Source organism: Cupriavidus sp. OTU4054, assembly GCF_038440175.1.
In the GTDB taxonomy this organism is placed as follows: Bacteria; Pseudomonadota; Gammaproteobacteria; order Burkholderiales; family Burkholderiaceae; genus Cupriavidus; species Cupriavidus pauculus_D.
This window is the reverse complement of the sequence record NZ_JASATF010000002.1, coordinates 115,897-136,355: the sequence shown is the minus strand read 5'-3', so window position 1 is coordinate 136,355 and position 20,459 is coordinate 115,897. Positions and strand designations below refer to the sequence as shown.

Annotated in this window: 17 protein-coding genes; 12 read left to right on the top strand and 5 right to left on the bottom strand. The window is 66.7% G+C overall.

The features are described from left to right. Window positions 1–31: 31 nt before the first annotated feature. Window positions 32–994, bottom strand: a complete 963-nt coding sequence (locus AAHB16_RS03445) for a GlxA family transcriptional regulator (RefSeq protein WP_342050099.1) — start codon at window positions 992–994, stop codon at window positions 32–34. A 211-nt stretch (window positions 995–1,205) separates the two neighbouring features. Here AAHB16_RS03445 and AAHB16_RS03440 point away from each other — a divergent pair, with 211 nt between their 5' ends. From AAHB16_RS03440 to AAHB16_RS03420, 5 genes are read left to right on the top strand one after another with little or no spacing between them, the layout of a single operon-like run. After that, window positions 1,206–2,015 (top strand): SDR family NAD(P)-dependent oxidoreductase, encoded by an 810-nt coding sequence (locus tag AAHB16_RS03440; protein WP_150374407.1) that lies wholly within the window; start codon window positions 1,206–1,208, stop codon window positions 2,013–2,015. A 33-nt stretch (window positions 2,016–2,048) separates the two neighbouring features. Continuing rightward, entirely contained in the window at window positions 2,049–2,807 is a 759-nt protein-coding gene (locus AAHB16_RS03435; RefSeq protein WP_342050098.1) for an SDR family oxidoreductase, read from the top strand. Window position 2,808: 1 nt separating this feature from the next. Continuing rightward, complete coding sequence (locus AAHB16_RS03430; protein WP_342050097.1) at window positions 2,809–4,008, top strand: MFS transporter; 1,200 nt, start codon at window positions 2,809–2,811, stop codon at window positions 4,006–4,008. Then, window positions 4,005–4,463: a (2Fe-2S)-binding protein gene (locus AAHB16_RS03425; protein ID WP_342050096.1), complete on the top strand. Its 459-nt coding sequence runs from the start codon at window positions 4,005–4,007 to the stop codon at window positions 4,461–4,463. Before AAHB16_RS03430 ends, AAHB16_RS03425 begins: the two co-directional genes overlap by 4 nt. Window positions 4,464–4,476: 13 nt before the next feature. Then, a complete protein-coding gene (locus tag AAHB16_RS03420; RefSeq protein ID WP_342050095.1) occupies window positions 4,477–6,702 on the top strand; it encodes a xanthine dehydrogenase family protein molybdopterin-binding subunit in 2,226 nt (741 codons plus the stop codon). A 10-nt stretch (window positions 6,703–6,712) separates the two neighbouring features. On the opposite strand, the gene AAHB16_RS03415 is transcribed toward AAHB16_RS03420, so the two are convergent. The 3 genes from AAHB16_RS03415 to AAHB16_RS03405 form a co-directional block, all read right to left on the bottom strand. Further along, the gene (locus AAHB16_RS03415) at window positions 6,713–7,897 is read right to left on the bottom strand and encodes a fumarylacetoacetate hydrolase family protein (RefSeq protein ID WP_342050094.1); all 1,185 of its coding nucleotides are present in this window, start codon (window positions 7,895–7,897) and stop codon (window positions 6,713–6,715) included. 40 nt (window positions 7,898–7,937) lie between these two features. Next, complete coding sequence (locus AAHB16_RS03410) at window positions 7,938–9,719, bottom strand: IlvD/Edd family dehydratase (RefSeq protein WP_150374401.1); 1,782 nt, start codon at window positions 9,717–9,719, stop codon at window positions 7,938–7,940. 152 nt (window positions 9,720–9,871) lie between these two features. After that, complete coding sequence (locus tag AAHB16_RS03405) at window positions 9,872–10,909, bottom strand: LacI family DNA-binding transcriptional regulator (protein ID WP_411859866.1); 1,038 nt, start codon at window positions 10,907–10,909, stop codon at window positions 9,872–9,874. Window positions 10,910–11,215: 306 nt separating this feature from the next. Here AAHB16_RS03405 and AAHB16_RS03400 point away from each other — a divergent pair, with 306 nt between their 5' ends. The 7 genes from AAHB16_RS03400 to AAHB16_RS03370 all read left to right on the top strand — a co-directional run bounded on the left by AAHB16_RS03400 (window position 11,216) and on the right by AAHB16_RS03370 (window position 19,867). After that, on the top strand, window positions 11,216–12,562 hold the full coding sequence (locus AAHB16_RS03400; RefSeq protein WP_342050093.1) for an MFS transporter: 1,347 nt from the start codon (window positions 11,216–11,218) through the stop codon (window positions 12,560–12,562). Between the two features lie 310 nt (window positions 12,563–12,872). After that, window positions 12,873–13,400 (top strand): (2Fe-2S)-binding protein, encoded by a 528-nt coding sequence (locus AAHB16_RS03395; RefSeq protein ID WP_342050092.1) that lies wholly within the window; start codon window positions 12,873–12,875, stop codon window positions 13,398–13,400. Further along, window positions 13,400–14,401, top strand: a complete 1,002-nt coding sequence (locus tag AAHB16_RS03390; RefSeq protein ID WP_342050091.1) for an FAD binding domain-containing protein — start codon at window positions 13,400–13,402, stop codon at window positions 14,399–14,401. Before AAHB16_RS03395 ends, AAHB16_RS03390 begins: the two co-directional genes overlap by 1 nt. Next, window positions 14,398–16,620, top strand: a complete 2,223-nt coding sequence (locus tag AAHB16_RS03385) for a xanthine dehydrogenase family protein molybdopterin-binding subunit (RefSeq protein WP_342050090.1) — start codon at window positions 14,398–14,400, stop codon at window positions 16,618–16,620. Before AAHB16_RS03390 ends, AAHB16_RS03385 begins: the two co-directional genes overlap by 4 nt. Window positions 16,621–16,740: 120 nt before the next feature. Further along, window positions 16,741–17,739, top strand: a complete 999-nt coding sequence (locus tag AAHB16_RS03380) for a Bug family tripartite tricarboxylate transporter substrate binding protein (protein ID WP_150374395.1) — start codon at window positions 16,741–16,743, stop codon at window positions 17,737–17,739. Between the two features lie 25 nt (window positions 17,740–17,764). Then, window positions 17,765–18,847: an Ldh family oxidoreductase gene (locus AAHB16_RS03375; RefSeq protein WP_342050089.1), complete on the top strand. Its 1,083-nt coding sequence runs from the start codon at window positions 17,765–17,767 to the stop codon at window positions 18,845–18,847. A gap of 84 nt (window positions 18,848–18,931) precedes the next feature. Beyond that, window positions 18,932–19,867: a LysR substrate-binding domain-containing protein gene (locus AAHB16_RS03370; protein ID WP_342050088.1), complete on the top strand. Its 936-nt coding sequence runs from the start codon at window positions 18,932–18,934 to the stop codon at window positions 19,865–19,867. On the opposite strand, the gene AAHB16_RS03365 is transcribed toward AAHB16_RS03370, so the two are convergent. Beyond that, entirely contained in the window at window positions 19,855–20,421 is a 567-nt protein-coding gene (locus tag AAHB16_RS03365; RefSeq protein ID WP_342050087.1) for a hypothetical protein, read from the bottom strand. The genes AAHB16_RS03370 and AAHB16_RS03365 overlap by 13 nt on opposite strands. Between the last annotated feature and the right edge of the window lie 38 nt (window positions 20,422–20,459).

Sequence of the window (20,459 nt, the reverse complement as noted above, 5' to 3'; positions counted from 1 at the left end):
GCGCCGCATGACAAAAACGCTGGCTTTTCGGTCATTCTGCGACGTCGAACACGCCCAATGACTCCGGTATCGCGTCATTGCGCCGGAGACTGCTTGGCGGCAGCCCGTACGCGCGCACGAAGGCGCGGCGCATGCGGTCGCGGTCCGCAAAGCCCGTGTCGCGCGCCACGGTTTCCATCGCATGCCGGCCGCTTTCCAGCATCGCGCGCGCGGCCTCGAGCCGCAGCATTTCCACGGCCTTCGCCGGCGACTGCCCGGTTTCTTCGCGAAAAAGGCGGCTGAACTGCCGTGGCGACAGCCTCGCCGCATCGGCCAGCTCTTCCACCGTCAGCGCATTGCGCAGATGTTCCTTGGCATAGATCAGCGCGCGCTTGACGCGATCGCTGCGCGGCTCGAGTTCGAGCAGCGTGGAGAACTGCGACTGTCCGCCCGGGCGGCGATAGTAGACCACCAGCCTGCGGGCCACGTTGCGGGCCAACGCCGGGCCGTGATCGTTCTCGATCAGCGCGAGTGCGAGGTCCATGGCCGCGGACATGCCGGCCGAGGTCCACACGTTGCCATCCTGCACGAAGATGCGATCTTCATCGACGTTCACGCGCGGAAAACGCTCCTGCAGCCGCCTCGCGTACAGCCAGTGCGTCGTGGCCACGCGGCCTTCCAGCAGGCCGGCTTCGGCCAGTGCGAAGGCGCCCGTGCAGATGCCCGCGACACGGCGCGCCTCGTTGCCCGCCCGCTGGATAAAACGCTTGAGGCCCGTCGGCAACGGGCCCGGGATGCGGATGCCAGCCACCATCAGCGTGTCGGGCATCGCGCTCAGTGGCACGGTCTCGATGCCAAGCCCGACCGTCGAGCGCACGAGGCCACCGTGTTCGCTGAGGATGGCCATGCGATATCCATCGCTGCCCAGTTCCGCGTTGGCGAGCTCGAACGCCGATAGCGCGGAGAGGCCAATGACCTGGAACCCGTCCTCGAGGATCAAACCGATTTGCCGCATGACATTCTTTCCGCTACGTCAGCCGTGACGACGATTGTCCAGGCTCCGGGGCAATTTATTCGCGACGCCTGGCGTCGTCAAGACCACAAGGCCGCGCGAGCCCCGGTTTGCGCAAGGATGTCCGAAATCACCGCGAATACGTCATCCCGACGCACGCCGCTATCACTATCCTTCGCATCACTGTGCCTCGACACGACAACAAGGATAGGAAATGCCATCGCAATCTGTCACTGCTTTGATCACCGGTGCGTCGTCGGGCATCGGCGCCGTCTATGCCGATCGCCTTGCCGCGCGCGGTCACGATCTGCTGCTCGTCGCGCGCAATGAAGCGCGTCTGCGCGCGCAGGCACAGAAGCTGTCGAGCCAGTACGGCGTCACCGTCGACATCCTCGTCGCGGATCTGAACGATCCCGCGGACCTGCGCAAGGTCGAGGCGCGGCTGGCCACCGACGCACGCATCGGCATGCTGGTCAACAACGCGGGTTTCGGGGGCGCGGGCACGCTGGCGCAATCGTCGGTGGACGATATGGAACGGATGATCGGCGTCAACGTGACCGCCGTGATGCGGCTCGCCTATGCGGCCGCCCCCGCGTTCGCATCGCGCGGCGCCGGCACCCTCGTCAATATCGCCTCGATCGCGGCCATCGCGCCCGAGGTGCTGAATGGCGTCTACGGCGGGACCAAGGCGTTCGTGCTGGCATTCAGCCGGTCGCTGCACAAGGAACTGGCGGAGAAAGGGGTGCGTGTGCAGGTGGTGCTGCCCGGTGCGACGGGCACCGAGTTCTGGGATATCGCCGGACTGCCATCGTCGAATCTGCCGGAGAGCTGGGTCATGACGCCCCAGACGCTCGTCGACGCCGCGCTGCTCGACCTCGACGCGGGCGTGTTCGCGTCGATTCCCTCGCTGCAGGACGAGACGCAATGGCAGGCATGGGAAGCCGCCCGCGAAGTCATGATGCCGAATCTCTCGTCGCGCATGGCGGCACCGCGCTACGAATCGGCGGATGCCCACGAAGGTTGATCGCCCCCTCTGGCAACGACAACGGACAAGACCATGCAACTCACGGGCAACACCATCTTCATCACGGGCGGAACCTCCGGTATCGGGCTCGCGCTCGCGAAGGCGTTTCACAAGCTGGGCAACAAGGTCATCGTCGCCGGGCGCCGCAAGGCGCTGCTGGCGCAAATCTCGGCCGACCATCCGGGCATCGACGGTGTGGAGCTCGACATTGCCGATGCCGATGACATCGCCCGCGTCGCGGCAAAGCTGGTCGCCGAGTACCCCGCGCTCAACGTGCTGGTCAACAACGCGGGTGTCATGCCGTTCGACGACCCCTCCACTGTCGTCGACGACACAGGTTCGCGCCGCATTCTCGATACGAATTTCCTCGGCGCCGTGCGCATGACCTCGGCACTGGTCGAGCATCTGAAGGCGCAGCCGCGCGCGACCATCCTCTACAACAGCTCCGTGCTGGCGTACGTGCCGATTGCCACCAACGCGGTGTACTCGGCCTCCAAGGCCGCGTTGCATTCGTACGCGCTGTCGCAACGCTTCATGCTGCGGGAGACCAACGTGACGGTGCAGGAGATCGCGCCCCCCTGGGTCGATACCGACCTCGTCAAGAAGAGCGGCGACCCGCGCGCGATGCCGCTGGATGCCTTTATCGAGGAGACCATGCGCGGGCTCGCCACGGAAGCGCCCGAAGTCTTCGTCGAGGGCATTCGCGCGATGCGCAACAATCCGGGGCTGGGCGAGCACGAGCTCGTGCATGCGTTCAACCAGAGCATTGCCGAGAACCCCATCCCGGTCTGACATGGCAGTCTCCACGCTTGCGCCCGACCGTGCCGATTCGCTGACGCCGGCGGTCTTCCTGGCGCTCGGCACCTTTGCCATCGGCACGGAAGGCTTCATGATCGCGCCGCTGCTATCGACGATGGCCGCGGACTTCGGCCTCAGCGTGCCCCATGTCGCGCTGCTCGTCGTCGTATTCACGCTGACGATGGCGATCACCTCGCCGATCGCGACGACGCTCACCGCATCGTGGAGCCGCCGGGGCACGCTACTGTGTGCCATGACAGTGTTCACGGCCGGCAACCTGCTGGCGGCATGGTCGCCGGGTTTCGGGGTCCTGATGGCCGCGCGGGTCATGATGGCCGTGGCCTCGGGTCTCTACGTGCCCAATGCGAATGCGCTGGCCGGCGCCATCGTGAGCCCCGCCAGGCGCGGCCGCGCGCTGGCGGTGGTGAGCGGCGGCATGACGCTGGCCATTGCGCTGGGACTACCGCTCGGCGGACTGGTCGGCAACGCATTCGGCTGGCGGATGACGTTCCTGGCCGTGGGCGCGATGAGCCTGACGGCAATCGTCGGCATCCTCGCCGGCGTCGCCCGCGATGCCGGTGCCGGCATTCCCGTCGCCACGCTCTCGCAGCGCCTGGCGGTGGTGCGCCAGCCCGCGGTCCTGCAACTGCTGTCCGTCAGCCTGTTCTGGTCGATCGGCGCGTATGCGGCTTATCCGTATATCGCCCCCTACCTGACGCAGGTGCTCGGCTTCCAGTCGGCGGGGATCAACGCCACGGTTTCGCTATGGGGTCTCGCCGCGGCGTTCGGCGTCACCACCGGCGGCGCGTTGAATGACCGTTACGGCTCCAGCCGCGTCGCGCGCCTGTCCCTGCTGGTTCTCGGGCTCGCGTTCTGGGCCTTGTCGATGGCGGCGGCCGCCTTGTCGCCGCATCTGGCGATGGTGCCGGTCCTCCTCGCCGTCGTCGTCTGGGGCTTTACCGTCTGGTCGTTCTTCCCGGCGCAGATGGCCCGGCTGATGGCCGCGGGAAGCGCGTCTCAGGCGTCGCTGGCGCTGGCCCTCAATACCTCGACGATGTACCTCGGCTTCTCCATCGGCAGCGCGCTCGGCGCGGTCATTCTCGGCCGCCATGCCATCTGGGGCATCGGACTGCTGGCGGGCGCCTGCCAGTTCGTCGCGCTGTTTCTCGATCACAACAGGAAAACGTCCCCATGACGACCCTCAACATCAACGGCAAGACGGTCGACGTCGATGCCGATCCATCGACGCCACTGCTCTGGGCGCTGCGCGACACGCTGGGCATGACCGGCACCAAGTTCGGCTGCGGCATGGCTGCCTGCGGCGCCTGTACCGTCCATATCAACGGCACGGCCACGCGCAGCTGCGTGATGCCGATTTCGGCGGTGGCCGGCATCAACGTCAATACCATCGAAAGCATGGGCGACGACCGGATCGGGCGCGCCGTGCTCGATGCGTGGATTCGCCATGACGTGGCCCAGTGCGGCTACTGCCAGAACGGACAGGTCATGAGTGCCGTCGGGCTGCTGCGGACCAAGCCCCGGCCGACGGATGCCGATATCGACCAGGCCATGGCAGGCAACATCTGCCGCTGCGGCACCTATCAACGTATACGCGCGGCCATCAAGGATGCCGCGCGCACCGTCGCCTGAGGAGAAGCCGATCATGCGTCTACAAGGATTCGAGGCGACGGCCGGCGTCGCGCCGCTCTCGCGACGGCGCTTTCTCAAGATCGCCGGCCTGGCGGGCGGCGGCTTCGCGCTCGGCCTCGCCGGATTGCCGGAGATGGCCAACGCGGACAACGGGGGTGCCCCGAAAGCGCCCTCGCCTCCTCAGGCCTTCGTCGTCATCGCGCCGGACAACACCGTCACGATCGCGGTCAACCGTCTGGAGTTCGGGCAAGGCGTGCATACGGCGCTGCCGATGGTGCTTGCCGACGAACTCGACGTGCCCTGGACGAGCGTGCGGTCCGTGCTGGCGCCGGCCGGCGATGCCTATCGCGATCCGGGTTTCGGCATTCAGATGACGGGCGGGTCGACGGCGCTCAGGAACTCGTTCGGTCAGTACCGCGAACTCGGCGCCCGCGCGCGCGCAATGCTCGTGGCGGCTGCCGCGAAGCAGTGGAACGTGGACCCGTCCGCATGCACGGCGCAGCAAGGCGTAGTCACGGCGGGATCGCAGCGGGCCACGTATGGCGAGCTTGCCCACGCCGCGATGGCGCTGCCCATCCCCGCGACGGTGACCCTGAAGGACCCGTCGCAGTTCCGCATCATCGGCAAGCCCACGCCGCGACTCGACGCCGCATCGAAACTGCATGGCGACCCCGTGTTCGGCATCGATACGCGGCTCAAGGACATGGTGGTGGCGGTCGTCGCGCATCCGCCGCGCTTCGGTGGCAAGGTGAAGACCTTCAACGCCGACAAGGCGCTGGCCATCAAGGGCGTGCGCGAGGTGATGCTGGTGCCCGTGGACCGTGACGGCACCGGCATCGCCGTCGTTGCCGACGGTTACTGGCCCGCGAAGCAAGGCCGCGATGCGTTGCAGATCGACTGGGAAGATGCGGGCTCGCGCGCCAGCACGAAGGCGCTGTACGAGGAGTACGGCAAGCTTGCCACGCAGCCGGGGATGGTGGCGCTGGCATCGGCGCACGGCGATATCGACGCCGCCATCAAGGGGGCGAGCCGGGTCATCGACGCCGAATACCGGCTGCCCTATCTGGCGCACGCCCCGATGGAGCCGCTCAACTGCACGATGCAGGCGGAAATCAGCGGCAACAAGGCAACCGGCGTCAAGGTCTGGGTCGGCTCCCAGTTCCAGACCGTCGATCAGGCCGCCATCGCCCGGACACTAGCGCTCCCGACCGAGAAGGTCACGCTGTACACGATGATGGCGGGTGGCGGCTTCGGACGCCGCGCGGTACCCACGTCCGACTATCTGGTGGAGTCGGCCGGCGTGCTGCGGGCATGGATCGCCAGGGGCCATGCGGAACCGCTCAAGGTCATGTGGAGCCGCGAGGACGATATCAAGGGCGGTTACTACCGCCCCCTGCACGTGCATCGCGCGCGGATCGGTTTCGATGCAAAGGGCCGGGTCTTGGGCTGGCAGCATGCGATCGTGGGCCAGTCCATCATCATCGGCACGCCCTTCGAACCGTTTCTGGTGAAGAACGGCGTCGATTCGACCATGACCGAAGGCATCGTCGAGAACGAGTATGGGCTGCCGATGCAGGTCAGCGCCCATCACCCGAAGACCGATGTGGCCGTCCTCTGGTGGCGCTCCGTGGGCAATACGCATACCGCGTTCGTCAAGGAGACGCTGATCGACGAAATGGCCACCGCCGCGAATCAGGATCCCGTGGCGTGGCGCATGGCGAGACTCGACCCCACCCATCACGCGCGCCATCGGGACGCGCTGCAGCTGGCCGTGGACCGGTCCGGTTATGGCAAGCGCAAGCTGCCCAAGGGGCATGCGTGGGGGGTGGCCGTGCACGAATCGTTCGGCACGGTGGTGGCCTATGTGGTCGACGTATCCGTGGTCAAGGGCGAAGCACGCGTGCACCGCGTCACGGCTGGCGTGCACTGCAATCGCGTGGTCAACCCGTTGACCGCCGAAGCGCAGGTACAGGGTGCGTGCATCTTCGGGCTATCGATGATCCGCCCCGGATTCGCCATCGAGATGGAGAACGGCGTCGTGAAGAACAGCAACTTCCCGGACTACCCGCCGCCCCGCATGCCGGACGCGCCCCCGATCGACGTCATCTTCGTGCCGTCGGAGGATCCGCCGGCCGGCCTCGGCGAACCCGGCGTGCCACCGCTGGCACCGGCGGTCGCCAACGCGGTATTCCGGCTCACCGGAAAACGGCAGCGGCAAACGCCGTTCGTGCTGGCCTGACGTTGTCGATTCACTCGCCGCCCAGCAGCCCGCGCGCCGCGAGATTGCCGTAGAGCGCCCGCACGCCGTACGTCCATGGCGCGATTTCCGTGCACAGGCGGACCGTGTTCACCAGCGCGCCGAGCAACGCCGTCGCAATGGTGACGCGGTCACCCAGATGGTGGGTAAAGCCCGCGCCCGGCGCGTCGCGATCCTGGATTGGCGAGAACATCGTGCCGAGGAAGAGCATGAAGCCGTCCGGATACTGATGGTGCGCGCCAAAGGTCTGCCCGACGAGATCGGCCGGATCGCGGCTGATCTCGCGCATATGGCTGATGCCGTCCAGCACGAAGCCATCGTCGTCGCCCTCCACGCGCAGCGACAGGCTGGCCGCGCGCACGCTGTCGAGCGAAAAGGCGTCGTCGAACAGCCGCACGAACGGACCGATCGCGCAGGAGGCATTGTTGTCCTTGCACTTGCCCAACAGCAACGCGGAACGGCCCTCGATATCGCGCAGGTTGACATCGTTGCCCAGCGTCGCGCCCACGATCGCGCCGGCGCTGTTGACCGCGAGCACGATCTCCGGCTCGGGGTTGTTCCAGACGGAGACGGGTAGCAGCCCGACATCGGCACCGAAGCCGACGGACGACATCGGTTGCGATTTCGAGAACACCTCGGCGTCGGGACCGATGCCAACCTCCATGTACTGCGACCACGCGCCGCGCCGTTCCAGTTCCGCCTTCAGACGCTGCGCCGGCTCCGAACCCGGGACGATCTTCGACAGATCCGTGCCGATGGTGGCGGCGATCGTCTCGCGCACGTCCCGCGCCCTGGCCGGATCGCCGCCGGCCTGCTCCTCGATGACCCGCTCGATCAGGCTGACCGCGAACGTCACGCCGCACGCCTTGATGGCCTGCACATCGCAGGGGGCCAGCAGCGCGTGGCGTGCCTTGCCGCCGTCCAGCGCATGCTGGAGCAGCGCCTCCACGCGGCCGAGCGATTCGCCGGGCGCATGGCGGGCGATGGCGACGGCATCGGGACGATCGAACAGATCGGCGGTGGTCGGGGCTTCGCGCGTGATATCGAAGACTTCGCCGTTGCGCACGGCAACGACGCTGGGCCCGGGGTGCGCAACGTCGTCGCGCCAGACGCGGCCGACAAGCAGCGCCTGGGCGAGATCCTGTGGCAGGCAGTCAGAAACGTTGAGGGTATCCATGGTCAGCTCGGTCAGATCGATTAGGGGTTGACGGTCCGCATCAATGCGAGTGGCGCGGGTTGCCGCGTTGCTCGATCACCTTCAGGTACAGCGTGGCGGGCTCGAGGCATCCGCCCGTGGACAGCTGGCCCACCGTCTGCCGATAGAGCTCCTGCCATGGCGTCTGCGCCGGCGGCACCGTGAAGGTCGCGGTCTCGCGGCGGCGTTCCAGTTCGTCCGCATCCACGAGCACGTTGACGCTGCGATCGTTGAGGTTGACCCGGATCCGGTCGTTCGTACGCAGCAGGGCCAGACCGCCGCCGACGGCGGCTTCCGGCGACATATTGAGAATGGACGGGCTGGCCGACGTGCCGCTTTGGCGGCCGTCGCCCATGCAGGGCAGCGAGGTAATCCCCTGCCGCACGAGCTCGGCCGGTGGCGCCATATTGACGACTTCGGAGCTGCCCGGATATCCCACCGTGCCGCAGCCGCGAATCACGAGGATGCATCGCTCGTCGATCGCGAGCGCGGGATCGTTGATGCGCGCATGGTAGTCCTCGGGGCCATCGAACACGATGGCGCGGGCCTCGAAAGTGTTCTCTGCCCCAGGCTCGCTCAGGTACGTGCTGCGGAACGCTTCGCCCACGACCGACATCTTCATGATCGCGCTGTCGAAGAAGTTGCCCGACAGCACGATGAATCCCGCGCCGTGCTTGAGCGGTTCCTCGGCCGTGCGAATGACGTCGCGGTCGGCCTCGGGCGCCTTGTCCGCGATATCGCCGAGACGCTGGCCCGACACCGTCATGCAGTTGCGGCGCAGCAGACCGGCCGCATCGAGCTGGCGCAGCACGGCCGGCACGCCGCCCGCGCGGTGGAAGCTCTCGCCCAGATACTCGCCGGCCGGCATGCAGTTGACCAGTAGCGGTACCTTCTCTCCGAAACGCTGCCAGTCCTCGAGACTCAGTTCCACGCCCATATGCCGTGCGATCGCGATCAGGTGCGGCGGGCAGTTGCTCGATGCGCCGAGCGCGGAGGCGACCGCGATGGCATTCTCGAACGCGGCGCGCGTCATGATCTTGGACGGCCGCAAGTCCTCGCGCACGAGATCGACGGCGCGCTTGCCCGTGGCGTACGCCATTTGCCCACGCTCGCGATAGGCAGCCGGAATGCTCGCGCAGCCGGGCAACGACATGCCGAGCGCCTCCGCGAGGCTGTTCATCGATAGCGCCGTGCCCATGGTATTGCAATGGCCGATGGACGGCGACGACGCCGTGGTCAGCGCCATGAACCCTTCGTAGTCGATATCGCCCGCGGCGAGCAGGTTGCGCGCGTGCCAGATGACCGTGCCCGAGCCGACGCGCTTGCCTTCGTGCCATCCATCGAGCATGGGTCCGCCGGACAGCACGATGGCGGGCATATCGACCGTAGCGGCGGCCATCAGGCATGCGGGGGTCGTCTTGTCGCAGCCCGTGGTCAGCACCACGCCATCGAGCGGGAAGCCGTGCAGCACTTCCACGAGTCCGAGATAGGCGAGATTGCGGTCGAGCGCGGCGGTCGGGCGACGGCTCTGCTCCGCCAGCGGGTGGACCGGAAATTCCATCGGAATACCGCCCGCGTCGCGAATGCCGGCCTTGGTGCGCTCGGCCAGCTCGATATGGTGACGGTTGCACGGCGCGAGGTCGCTGCCCGTTTGCGCGATGCCGATGATGGGCCTGCCCGATTGCAGTTCCTCGCGCGTCAGGCCGTAGTTCATGAAGCGTTCGACGTATAGCGCGGTCATGTCCGCATGCGACGGGTCGTCGAACCATTCCTGGCTGCGCAGGCGGCGTGGGGTGTCCGGCATGTTGCTGTCTCCTGACTGATATCTCGTGCGTTCCGGCCGATTCCGCATTCGGAATAGTTACCGGTAACAATTTTTTCGGATGGTAGCACGGAGATTTCCGCGTGGGAAAGCAAAACTTGTTATCGGTAACGCGGAGACGGGCCGGCGAGTGATCAGGCGCTCTCGCGTGCCACGATCTCGAACTCGATGCGAATGCTCTGCGACGCCGCCTCCGTACCCGCGTCGCGGGCCTCGAGCGCGGCGAGCAGCGCCTCGCCCGTGCGCAGGCCGATGCCGTAGGGATCGACCGAGACCGACGTAATGCGCGGATGGCAGCACTCGGCCACCTCGAAGTTGCCGAAGCCCGCCACGGCCATGTCGCCAGGCACGGACAGGCCGCGACGGTGGCACTCCATGATCGCGCCGAAGGCCGACATATCGCTGACGCACATGACGGCGTCGGTGTCGGGCCACTGCGCGAGCAGTGCCGCCATGGCGGGCGCGCCGTGGCTCATGGTAATGGGCGAATCGCCGAGGCGCACGACGCGTGGCTCGCCCAGTCCCAGGGCCTTGATCTCCGCGCGGTAGCCCTTGAGGCGGTCCAGCCCGCGCGTGTCCAGCGCGCTGGCGCCGCCGAGGAATCCGATACGCTGATAGCCGCGCTCGGCGAGGTGACGGACCATCGCGCGCGCCGCGCGGACGTTGGAAAAGCCCACCGCGGTATCGATCGGATTCGTCGGCAGATCCCACATCTCCACCACCGGGATACCCGACCGTTCGAGCAGCTTGCGCGTGGCGTCCGTGTGTTGCGCCCCCGTCAGTGCGATGCAGCGGGGCTGATGGCGCAGCAACGAACGCACGAGCCGCTCTTCCCGGTCGAGTTCGTAGTCGGTGTCCCCAAGCAGCAGTTGCAGCCCGTGGGGTTCCAGCACTGTCGTGAGTCCGCGCACGGTATCGGAGAAGTTGGAACTGGACAGCGACGGCACGAGCACGGCGACGAACTCCGAACGTCCCGACGACAGCGCGCCCGCCGCGGCATCGGCCACGTAGCCAAGCTTGTCGATGGCCTGGCGAACCCGCTCGCGCGTCTTGTCGGCGACGCGGTGCCCCGCCAGCACGCGGGATACCGTCATCTTGGACACCCCCGCCACACGGGCGACGTCGGACATGCGAGGGGGGCCGGCATGCCGGGATGCGTTGGAGCTGGTCATCGGGTTCGCGAGCGGGGAAGGCGGTAAAGCCCACATGATACCGCCCCGCCCTGCCCGCGCGGCCTGTGGGGGAACGGCGGGCCGGCACTAGGGAAACTCCTTGGATAAAGGGGCTTGAAGCGCAGCGACCCCGCGTGCTACCTTAGTTTTTGTTACCGGTAACTAAATTTGTCTGGTCATAACCGGTTGCCTCGCCGCCCCGTCGGCGTTTTTTTGGATACCGAAATGTTATCGGTAACTACGGCAACCGAATTCGGCCGTAGAATCCCGCCGCACACAAAAGACATAACGAAAAAGGAGACACCGATGCCAACCATCACCCAGACCGCCGCCGTGCCGGCCGCGGCGGACGCGTCGGAGGACGCGCTCTACCGCAAGGTCATGCGGCGCATCCTCCCGCTACTGCTGCTGTGCTACGTGGTTGCCTACCTCGACCGCGTCAACGTGGGCTTCGCGAAGCTGCAGATGCTGGACGACCTGCATCTGAGCGACAGCGTCTACGCGCTCGGCGCAAGCATCTTCTTCTGGGGCTACTTCCTGTTCGAGATGCCCAGCAACCTGCTGCTGCATCGCTATGGCGCGCGCTTCTGGATCGCACGGATCATGATCACGTGGGGCATCGTGTCGTCGTCGATGGCCTTTGTCCAGCCGCTGGCCGGGTTCTTCCACGTGCAGACATCAACGATGTTCTACGCGCTGCGCTTTCTGCTGGGCATCTGCGAAGCCGGCTTCTTCCCCGGCGTGATCCTGTACATGAACTACTGGTTCCCGGCGCGCCGCCAGAGTGTGGCCATGTCCGGCTTCCTGGTCGCGATTCCGCTGAGCCTGACGTTGGGCAGCGTGGTCTCGGGCTGGCTGATGGAACAGACGCACGGCCTGTCCGGCATGAGCGGCTGGCAATGGATGCTGCTGCTCGAAGGCCTGCCTTCCGTGGTCGTCGCGTTCATCGTGCTGGCCTTCATGGGAGACGGTCCGCAGAAGGCCAACTGGCTCTCCGCTCATGAAAAGGCCGTGCTCTCGCGCAATCTGGAGCGCGAGGCCGCGCACAAGTCGCACAGCGTGAGCGCTGCGCTGCGCAGCCCGCGCGTCTGGCTGCTGACGTTCATCCTGCTGACGTTCAACACCGGCTTCTACGGCCTCGCATTCTGGCTGCCGTCGATCATCCGCGCATCGGGCGTCCAGAGCCCCATGCATATCGGGCTGCTGACCGCCATTCCCTACCTGACCGCGATCTTTGCGATGGTCTGGAACGCATCGCACTCGCGCAAGACCGGAGAGCGCCGCTGGCACGCCGCCGTACCCGCGTTCATCGGGGGCGTCGGACTGATCCTGAGCGCGGCGTTCGCACAGCATGTGGCGCTGTCGATTGTGCTGCTGACCATCGCTACTTGCGGCATCCTGTCGCTGATGCCGATCTACTGGACGTTCCCGGGCCAGATCCTGTCGGGTACCGCCGCAGCGGCCGGCATCGCGCTGATCAACTCGGTGGGTAACCTGTCCGGCTTCACCGGTTCGATGATCACCGGCGTGGCCAAGGAAATGACGGGGAACATCAATAACGGTACCTATGCGCTCGGCGCGTGCCTGCTGGTCAGTTGCGTGCTGATCGCGCTGATTCCGAAGGCCATTCTCCATCCGCCGGCCGACCGATAGGCTTAGACCCCGGTGGCAAAAACCGGGCGAATACGACAAGAAAAATCTCGTGGTTCTGGTGACGGTGGCAGCGGCAACGCCTGCCACCGACCGGGCACCGCTCCTTTTTCGTCACCTCTCTCGCGCGCGATCTTTCGTGCGTTTCTTGCCAAACTCGGATTTCTGACCAACAGTTATAGCGCGACGGCAGAAGAACCGGGCACCCCTCACGAACACCGGGCACTGCGCGCCAACCGCGCGCCATCGCAGATGACACCAACATAGATCTGTTCCCACGCATAGCGTTTCCCCACCTTTAGCAGGAGGGAAGATGACCCACTCCACCACCACCGGAGCGGCGGGTGACGGCATGTCCATTGCACTCACCGTCAACGGTGTCACCCATCGCCTGACCGTTCCGGCCAATGCGATCCTGCTCGACACGTTGCGCGACGAGCTCCGGCTGACGGGCACCAAGAAAGGTTGCGACCACGGGCAGTGCGGCGCCTGCACGATCCACGTCAACGGCGTGTCGGTCAACGCGTGCCTGTCGTTGTCCGTGATGCACGACGGCGACCGCATCACCACCGTCGAAGGGCTGGCGGCAGCGGATGGTGCGCTGCACCCCGTGCAGGAAGCCTTCTGGAATCACGATGCCTACCAGTGCGGTTACTGTACGGCCGGGCAGATGATGAGCGCAGTCTGCATCCTGCGCGACGCGCGCATTCCCGCCGACGACGCGTCCGTGCGCGAGGCCATGAGCGGGAACATCTGCCGCTGCGGCACCTACAAGAACATCGTGGCGGCCATCCAGGACGCGCGCGCGCAGTGCGCCACCGAGCCCGGGAGCCAGGCCTGATGCGAAACTTCCAATACACGCGCGCGGCCGATATCGACCAGGCCATCGCCTTGCGCGCCCAGAGCGCCAATTCGGTCGAAACCGTCTTCCTCGCCGGCGGCACCATGCTGCTGGACCTGATGAAACTCGATGTCATGCGGCCCGTGCAGGTCATCGACATCCACCGCGTCGGGCTCGACCGCGTCGAGGTCCTCGACGACGGCCGCGTGCGCATCGGCGCGATGGTCACCAATACCGAGCTCGCACGGCATCCGCATATCGTCGAGCACTATCCGTCGCTGTCCCAGGCGATCTTGTCCGGCGCCAGCACGCAGCTGCGCAACAAGGCCACGACGGCGGGCAACATCATGCAGCGCGTGCGCTGCGGTTACTTCCGCGATGGCGTATCGCCTTGCAACAAGCGCGAGCCCGGCGCGGGCTGTTCCGCCGTCGACGGGCTCAATCGCAATGTGCACGCGGTGCTGGGCGGCAGCGAGCATTGCATCGCGACGCATCCGTCGGACATGTGCGTGGCCATGATCGCCATCGGCGCGACCATCCATGCACAGGGGCCGAACGGCAAGCGCGACCTGCCCTTCGAAGGCTTCCACCTGCTGCCCGGCGATACGCCCTGGAAGGAAACCGCGCTGGACGCGAACGAGCTGATCACGCACGTCACGCTCGATGCACCGATAGCCGGCAGCCGGTCGGCCTACCTCAAGCTGCGCGACCGCACGTCCTACCAGTTCTCGCTGGCATCGAGCGCGGTCATCGTGGCGATGGATGGCAATACCGTGCGGGAAGCGCGCATCGCGCTCGGCGGCGTCTCCACGCGGCCATGGCGCGCGCCCGAGGCGGAAGCCGCGCTCCGCGGACAGCCTGTCTCCGAGGCGCTGCTGTCGAAGGCCGCCGCGGCCGCGATGACGGGCGCGAAGTCCTATGGGCAGAACGGCTTCAAGATCCGGCTCGGGCAGCAGGCCGTCATGCGCAACCTGTCGAAGCTGCTCGGGAGCCCATCATGACCAGCGTGAACCCCACTGCCATCGGCACCTCCCCGCGGCGCATCGATGGACGGCTCAAGCTGACCGGTGCCGCGCGCTACACCGCCGACCATGCAAGGCCCGGCATGCTGCATGCCCACGGCGTGTACAGCACGGTGGCCGCCGGCCGCCTTGCCGGGCTGGACCTCGACGACGCCCGGCGCGTGCCCGGCGTGGTCGACATCCTGCATCACGGCAACTTTCCGCGCCTGTACCGCGCACCGAAGGTCCCGATTTCCGTGGCGACGATCCTGACCTCGGCCATTACCGACGAGCACCGCCTGCCTTTCGAGGATGAAACGATCCATTACGGCGTGCAGATGATCGCGCTCGTCGTGGCCGACACGTTCGAGCATGCCCGCGAGGCGGCCTACCGCGTGCGCGCCACCTATGAAACCGCAACGGCGGTGTTCGACCTCGAGCATGGCGTCGAGAACAACGGGCTGCGGGATGCCGGCGCGGGCCACACGCGCGGCGATGCGGCGGCGGCCTTCGACGCCTCGCCGGTGCGCATCGACGAGGTGTACCGCACGCCCGTCGAAGCGCACAACCCGATGGAACTGCACGCGACGGTGGCGTGGTGGGACGACGGCCACCTGTACGTCCATGAAGCCACGCAAGGCGCCACCGGCCATCGCAACACGCTCGCCCAGATCTTCGGGCTGCTGCCGGAGCAGGTCACCGTGGATTGCGCGTTTCTCGGTTCGGGATTCGGCTCCAAGCTGTTCCTGTGGCCGCATTCCGTTGCCGCCAGCGCGGCAGCGCAGGTGACGGGCCGTCCGGTCAAGCTCGTCGTGCCGCGCATGGCGATGTTCTCCACCACCGGCCAACGCCCCGAAACGCGCCAGCATTTGCGGCTGTCGGCGGGCAAGGACGGCAAGCTCACGTCGATGCGGCACGAATCGGTCAACACCACGTCGTTCGTCGACCAGTACGTGGAGACATGCGGAAGCATGACGCAGAGCGCCTACGGCTGCGCCAATGTCACGGTGACGCACCATACGACCAACGTCCATCGCGGGGCACCGACGTCGATGCGGGCGCCGGGCGCGGCGCCGGGACTGTTCGCGCTCGAATCGGCTGTCGACGAGCTCGCGCTGGCCTGCAAGATGGATCCGGTGCAGTTCCGGCTGCTCAATATCTCCACGCGCGACGAGAGCCAGGACCTGCCCTGGTCCAGCAACCATCTGCGCGAAGCCATCGAGACGGGCGCGCGCGAGTTCGGCTGGGCCGCGCGCGATCCGCGTCCCGGTTCGATGCGCGAGGGCACCGAATACATCGGCTACGGCATGGCGGGCTGCAACTGGGATGCGTGGCGCACGCCGGCCGAGGCGCGCGTCCTGCTGCGCAACGATGGCACGGCACTGGTGTCGTGCGCGGTCCAGGATATCGGCACGGGCATGTATACGATCGTCGCGCAGACCATCAGCGAACTGACGGGCCTCCCCTTCGACAAGATCGATGTGCGCATCGGCGATTCGTCGGCACCGGCCGCCCCGGTGGCCGGCGGCTCGTGGGCCACCGCGAGCGTGCTGCCGGCCGTGGCCGAGGCCACGCGGCAGGCGATCGGCGAGCTCTGCAAGTACGCCACCGAGGAAGGCGCGCCGTTCGCGGGCGCCAAACCCGAGGCGCTGCGCATGCAGGACGGCAAGCTGACCGATGGCAAGCGCTCCGCCGACCATGGCGAGATCCTTACGGGGCGGCGCTACGCGAGCGCCGAGGGCTTTGCGCACACGGGCGGCACGCCGACCGACAAGGTGGCGTTCATGTCCTTCGGCGCGCATTTCGTCGAGGTGCGCTGGGACCCGGGCATCTCGCGGCTGCACGTGTCGCGCGTGGTCAGCGTGATCGACGTGGGGCGCGTGATCCATCCCGTGACCGCGCGAAATCAGGTCGAGGGTGCGATCGTCATGGGCATCGGCATGGCGCTGTTCGAGGCCACCGAATACGACGAACGCAATGGCATGCCGGGTAACAACAACTACGCCGAGTATGCGGTGCCCGTGCATGCGGACCAGCCCGATATCAACGTGATCCTGCTCGATTACCCCGATCTCGAATTCAACGAGTTCGGCGCGCGCGGCATCGGGGAGATCGGCATTACTGGCCTGGCCGCGGCCGTTGCCAACGCCGTGTATCACGCGACGGGGGTGCGGATTCGCGAGCTGCCGATCGTCAAGGAGAAGCTGATGGAGCCGTGAGTCCGCGGCTCAGCCATCGCCAATGGCGATGGCACACTCCCCAAAGACCACTACTGGCGTTAGCCCACGGTCGATAGAGTGCCTCCGACGGTTTATCAAAACTAGACGGAGACACACCTCATGACGTTCTCGGCTTCGCGACGGGCGCTGGCCGGGCTGGTACCGGCCGTGGCGCTGACCGCCCTGACCGCCCTGCCCGCCCCGCGCGCATTCGCGCAGAAGTATCCGGACAAGCCGGTCACCATGGTCGTCGGCTCGGCCCCGGGCGGGTTTACCGACGTGCTCGGGCGCCTCGTCGGCCAGCAGTTGTCGGAGAAACTTGGCCAGCCCGTGGTCATCGACAACCGCGCGGGCGCCTCCACGACCATCGGCACGCAGATCGTCACCAAGGCCGAGCCCGATGGCTACACGCTGCTGATGGGGCATTTCGCGGGGGTATCGGTCGCGCCGGCGATGATGGCCAGGCTCTCGTACGATCCGATCCGCGACCTGACGCCGATCGCGCGCGTGGCCTCCACCCCCGTGATACTGACCGTTGGACCGTCGATTCAGGCGCGTACGCTCAAGGACCTGATCGAATATCTGCGCAAGCATCCGGGCAAGGTCACCTACGCGTCGTCGGGTATCGGCACCGCCCAGCATCTGGCCGCCGTGCAGTTCATGCGCGCCACCGATACCGAGATGGTCCACGTCCCGTACAAGGGCAGCAGCCAGGGCATGACCGACCTGCTCGGCGGCCGCGTGGACCTGAACTTCGAATCGCCGCCCAACGTGCTCCAGCACATCAAGGCCGGCAAGCTGCACGGCATTGCCATTACCAGCCTCAAGCGCTCCCCGCTGCTGCCCGACGTTCCCACGATGGACGAGTCCGGTCTGCCGAAGTTCGAGATGAGCCAGTGGTTCGGCGTCATGGGTCCCGCGAAGATGCAGCGCGCGCAGGTGGAGATGCTCAATCGCGATATCAACGCGATTCTGGCCAGGCCCGAGGTTGCCGAGAAGATCCAGAGCATGGGCGGCGACGTGCTCGGTGGCACCGCCGACCAGTTTGCCGCGTTCCAGAAGGCGGATGCCGCGCACTGGGCCAGGCTGCTGCGCGAGGCCGGCATCAAACCCGAGTAACCACCCCGCATCCGGAAGCACACCCTTGGGACACTATTTCTTCAACGAGACCGTCAACCTTGCGCCGCAAACGCTGCAGAACTGGGTGGCGCAGGTTTTCGAGGCGGTCGGCATGTCGGCCGCCGACGCCGACTTCACCGCGCACACGCTTGTCGTCGCGGACGCGCGGGGCGTGCATTCGCACGGGTGCCTGCGCGTGCCGCTGTATGTCAACCGGATAGAGAAACAGGCGGTCGATCCGCGTGGCCGCCCCGAATTCATCCGCGAGCGGGGCGCGATGGCGCTGCTCGACGGCCGTAACGCCGCCGGGCAGGTCGTCTCCAGAATGGCCATGGACAAAGCCATCGATCTCGCGGGCGAGCATGGTATTTCCTTCGTCACGGCGCGCGGCAGCAACCACTATGGCGCGTCGGCGTTCTACTCGATGATGGCGCTGCCGAAGGATATGGTCGGCTTCAGCTCGTCCATCGGCGGCGGCAACCTCATGCCCGTGCACGGCGGCGCGGAACGGCGCATCGGCAACAACCCGTTCAGCATCGCGTTTCCCGCGCTCACGCACGAGCCCGTGGTGCTCGACATGGCGCAGAGCGTCGTCGCCAAGGGCAAGATCATGATGGCGGCCAAGACCGGGTCGCCGATCCCGCCCGAATGGGCGCTCGACGCCAATGGCGTGCCCACCACGGACCCGATCGCCGCGACGCAGGGATTTCTGCGGACCATGGGCGACTACAAGGGGTCGGGCCTGTCGGTGGTCATCGGCATGCTGTCCTCGATGATCGCTGGCGCGGCCATCGGCCCGACGCTGAAGGATGTCTACGAGGACTTCACACCGCTGAACAAGGGGCATTCGTTCTGCGCCATCCGGCTCGACTTCCTGATCGACCCGGACGAGTTCAAGCGCAATATGGACATGCAGATCGAATACCTCAAGTCGTCGCGACGCGCACCGGGCGTCGAAGAGATCTTCGTGCCGGGCGAGATGGAAGCGCGTCACTACCGCCGGCAGATGCGGGATGGCATCGACATGCCATCGGAGGTCGTCGAGGAGATCATCGTGCTCGGCGAGCGGCTGGGCGTGCGGATGCCCGAGCTCCCTGCGGCCCGATAGCTGGTCTTCCCCGATGGTGACGCAGCGGAGCCCTGCGGCATACTGGGCTTCCCGCCCTCAACCCGACCCCGTCCCGGCACTCGCATGCGCTACGACATTCAAACGCTTCGCGCCTTCGTGGCAGTGGCCGAGGAAGGCTCCATCGCGGCAGGCGCCGCGCGCGAGGCGACCGTCGCATCCGCCGTGAGCAAGCGCATCTCGGAAATGGAACAGGCATGCGGCGTGAGCCTGATCGACCGGCATCGCCGCGGCATCTCGCTGACGCCAGCCGGCGTCGAACTGCTCGACCACGCGCGGCGCGTGATGGCCGAGCTCGACCGGCTCGACACCACACTCAGCGATTTCGGAAGCGGCGCGCGCGGGCAGGTCCGGCTCCTGGCCAATACGTCTTCCATCGTCCAGTTCCTGCCGCAGGATTTCGCGAGCTTTATCGCCGCGCATCCGACCGTCAAGCTCGACCTCGAGGAACGCACGAGCGACGAGACCCAGCGCACACTGCTGGCGGGGCTCGCGGATCTGGGCATCCTGGTGTCGCCCCATGCGATCGACGGGCTGAATCTCGAGCATTTTCGGTGCGACCGGCTGGTCGCGGTCATGCCGCGGGAACATCCGCTGTCCGCGCGGGACCCGGTACGGTTTGCCGATGTGCTGGCCTACGACCACGTGGGCCTCCCCCGCGATTCGGCGCTCTGCGAAATGCTCGTGGAGGAAGCGCGCAAGCTCGACCGCCCGCTCAAGCTGCGAATTCAGGCGCGCAGTTACGAGGGGCTCGTGTTGATGGTGGCGGCCGGCATCGGGCTGAGCCTGCTGCCGGAGGGCAGCGTGACACCGTTCCTGAAAGCGAAAACCGTTACGGCACGACCGCTGGCCGAGACGTGGGCCACGCGTGAACTGCTATTGGCGACGCGCGTGGGCCATCCGCTGACGCCGGTGGCGGCGTTGCTGTACACGCATTTGCGGAGCTCGGAAGCGCGCGCGGCTCGGGGAGTGCAGACCGATCGGTCGGATCAGACCGCGTAGGCGGCGGCCAGTCGCTCGCGCGTGACGAGGCGCGGCTGGTTGGCGGCGGCCTTGGACGTCGATTGCGCGAGCAGTGCGTCCGAGGGTTCCCACGTGGTCAGCATCATCGGCACTGGCAGCGCCATCGACACCGCCTCCTCCCGACAGGACGGGACCCCCGCGCGGTTGCCCACCGCCCGGGCGTTCCCGTCGAGATACCGGACCTCGCACAGATCGGCCAGATGATCGCACCGCGAGCGGCAGCCGAACCCGACCACGAGCAGGTCGATGTCGTAGGCCAGCAGATCCATGACGCGCTGCTCCCAGCCCGTCTCGGGAATCACCGTGTCCACACCGGGAAAATGGCGGACCATCGCCGCGCGTTCAGCATAGCGCGCGATCGGCCGCTCGCCCTTGCGCGCGGCCAGCTCGTCGGTGGAGACGCCGACGATGATCGTGGTCCCCATCTCGCAGATATGCTCGAGCTGCCGGGCCTGGGCCAGATCGAACCGGTCGAACGTGCCGTAGGTGATCACGGCGCGGCGGGGGCGGGAGTCGTCGAGGCGGAGGGTCATGGTGGCTGCGGGTTCATGTCATGGGAGGGTTCCCATGC

Bases quoted from the DNA above. Each gene is read 5' to 3' on its own strand.
- AAHB16_RS03445 (WP_342050099.1), bottom strand. From the start codon at position 994: ATGCGGCAAATCGGTTTGATCCTCGAGGACGGGTTCCAGGTCATTGGC.
- AAHB16_RS03440 (WP_150374407.1), top strand. From the start codon at position 1,206: ATGCCATCGCAATCTGTCACTGCTTTGATCACCGGTGCGTCGTCGGGC.
- AAHB16_RS03435 (WP_342050098.1), top strand. From the start codon at position 2,049: ATGCAACTCACGGGCAACACCATCTTCATCACGGGCGGAACCTCCGGT.
- AAHB16_RS03430 (WP_342050097.1), top strand. From the start codon at position 2,809: ATGGCAGTCTCCACGCTTGCGCCCGACCGTGCCGATTCGCTGACGCCG.
- AAHB16_RS03425 (WP_342050096.1), top strand. From the start codon at position 4,005: ATGACGACCCTCAACATCAACGGCAAGACGGTCGACGTCGATGCCGAT.
- AAHB16_RS03420 (WP_342050095.1), top strand. From the start codon at position 4,477: ATGCGTCTACAAGGATTCGAGGCGACGGCCGGCGTCGCGCCGCTCTCG.
- AAHB16_RS03415 (WP_342050094.1), bottom strand. From the start codon at position 7,897: ATGGATACCCTCAACGTTTCTGACTGCCTGCCACAGGATCTCGCCCAG.
- AAHB16_RS03410 (WP_150374401.1), bottom strand. From the start codon at position 9,719: ATGCCGGACACCCCACGCCGCCTGCGCAGCCAGGAATGGTTCGACGAC.
- AAHB16_RS03405 (WP_411859866.1), bottom strand. From the start codon at position 10,909: ATGACCAGCTCCAACGCATCCCGGCATGCCGGCCCCCCTCGCATGTCC.
- AAHB16_RS03400 (WP_342050093.1), top strand. From the start codon at position 11,216: ATGCCAACCATCACCCAGACCGCCGCCGTGCCGGCCGCGGCGGACGCG.
- AAHB16_RS03395 (WP_342050092.1), top strand. From the start codon at position 12,873: ATGACCCACTCCACCACCACCGGAGCGGCGGGTGACGGCATGTCCATT.
- AAHB16_RS03390 (WP_342050091.1), top strand. From the start codon at position 13,400: ATGCGAAACTTCCAATACACGCGCGCGGCCGATATCGACCAGGCCATC.
- AAHB16_RS03385 (WP_342050090.1), top strand. From the start codon at position 14,398: ATGACCAGCGTGAACCCCACTGCCATCGGCACCTCCCCGCGGCGCATC.
- AAHB16_RS03380 (WP_150374395.1), top strand. From the start codon at position 16,741: ATGACGTTCTCGGCTTCGCGACGGGCGCTGGCCGGGCTGGTACCGGCC.
- AAHB16_RS03370 (WP_342050088.1), top strand. From the start codon at position 18,932: ATGCGCTACGACATTCAAACGCTTCGCGCCTTCGTGGCAGTGGCCGAG.
- AAHB16_RS03365 (WP_342050087.1), bottom strand. From the start codon at position 20,421: ATGACCCTCCGCCTCGACGACTCCCGCCCCCGCCGCGCCGTGATCACC.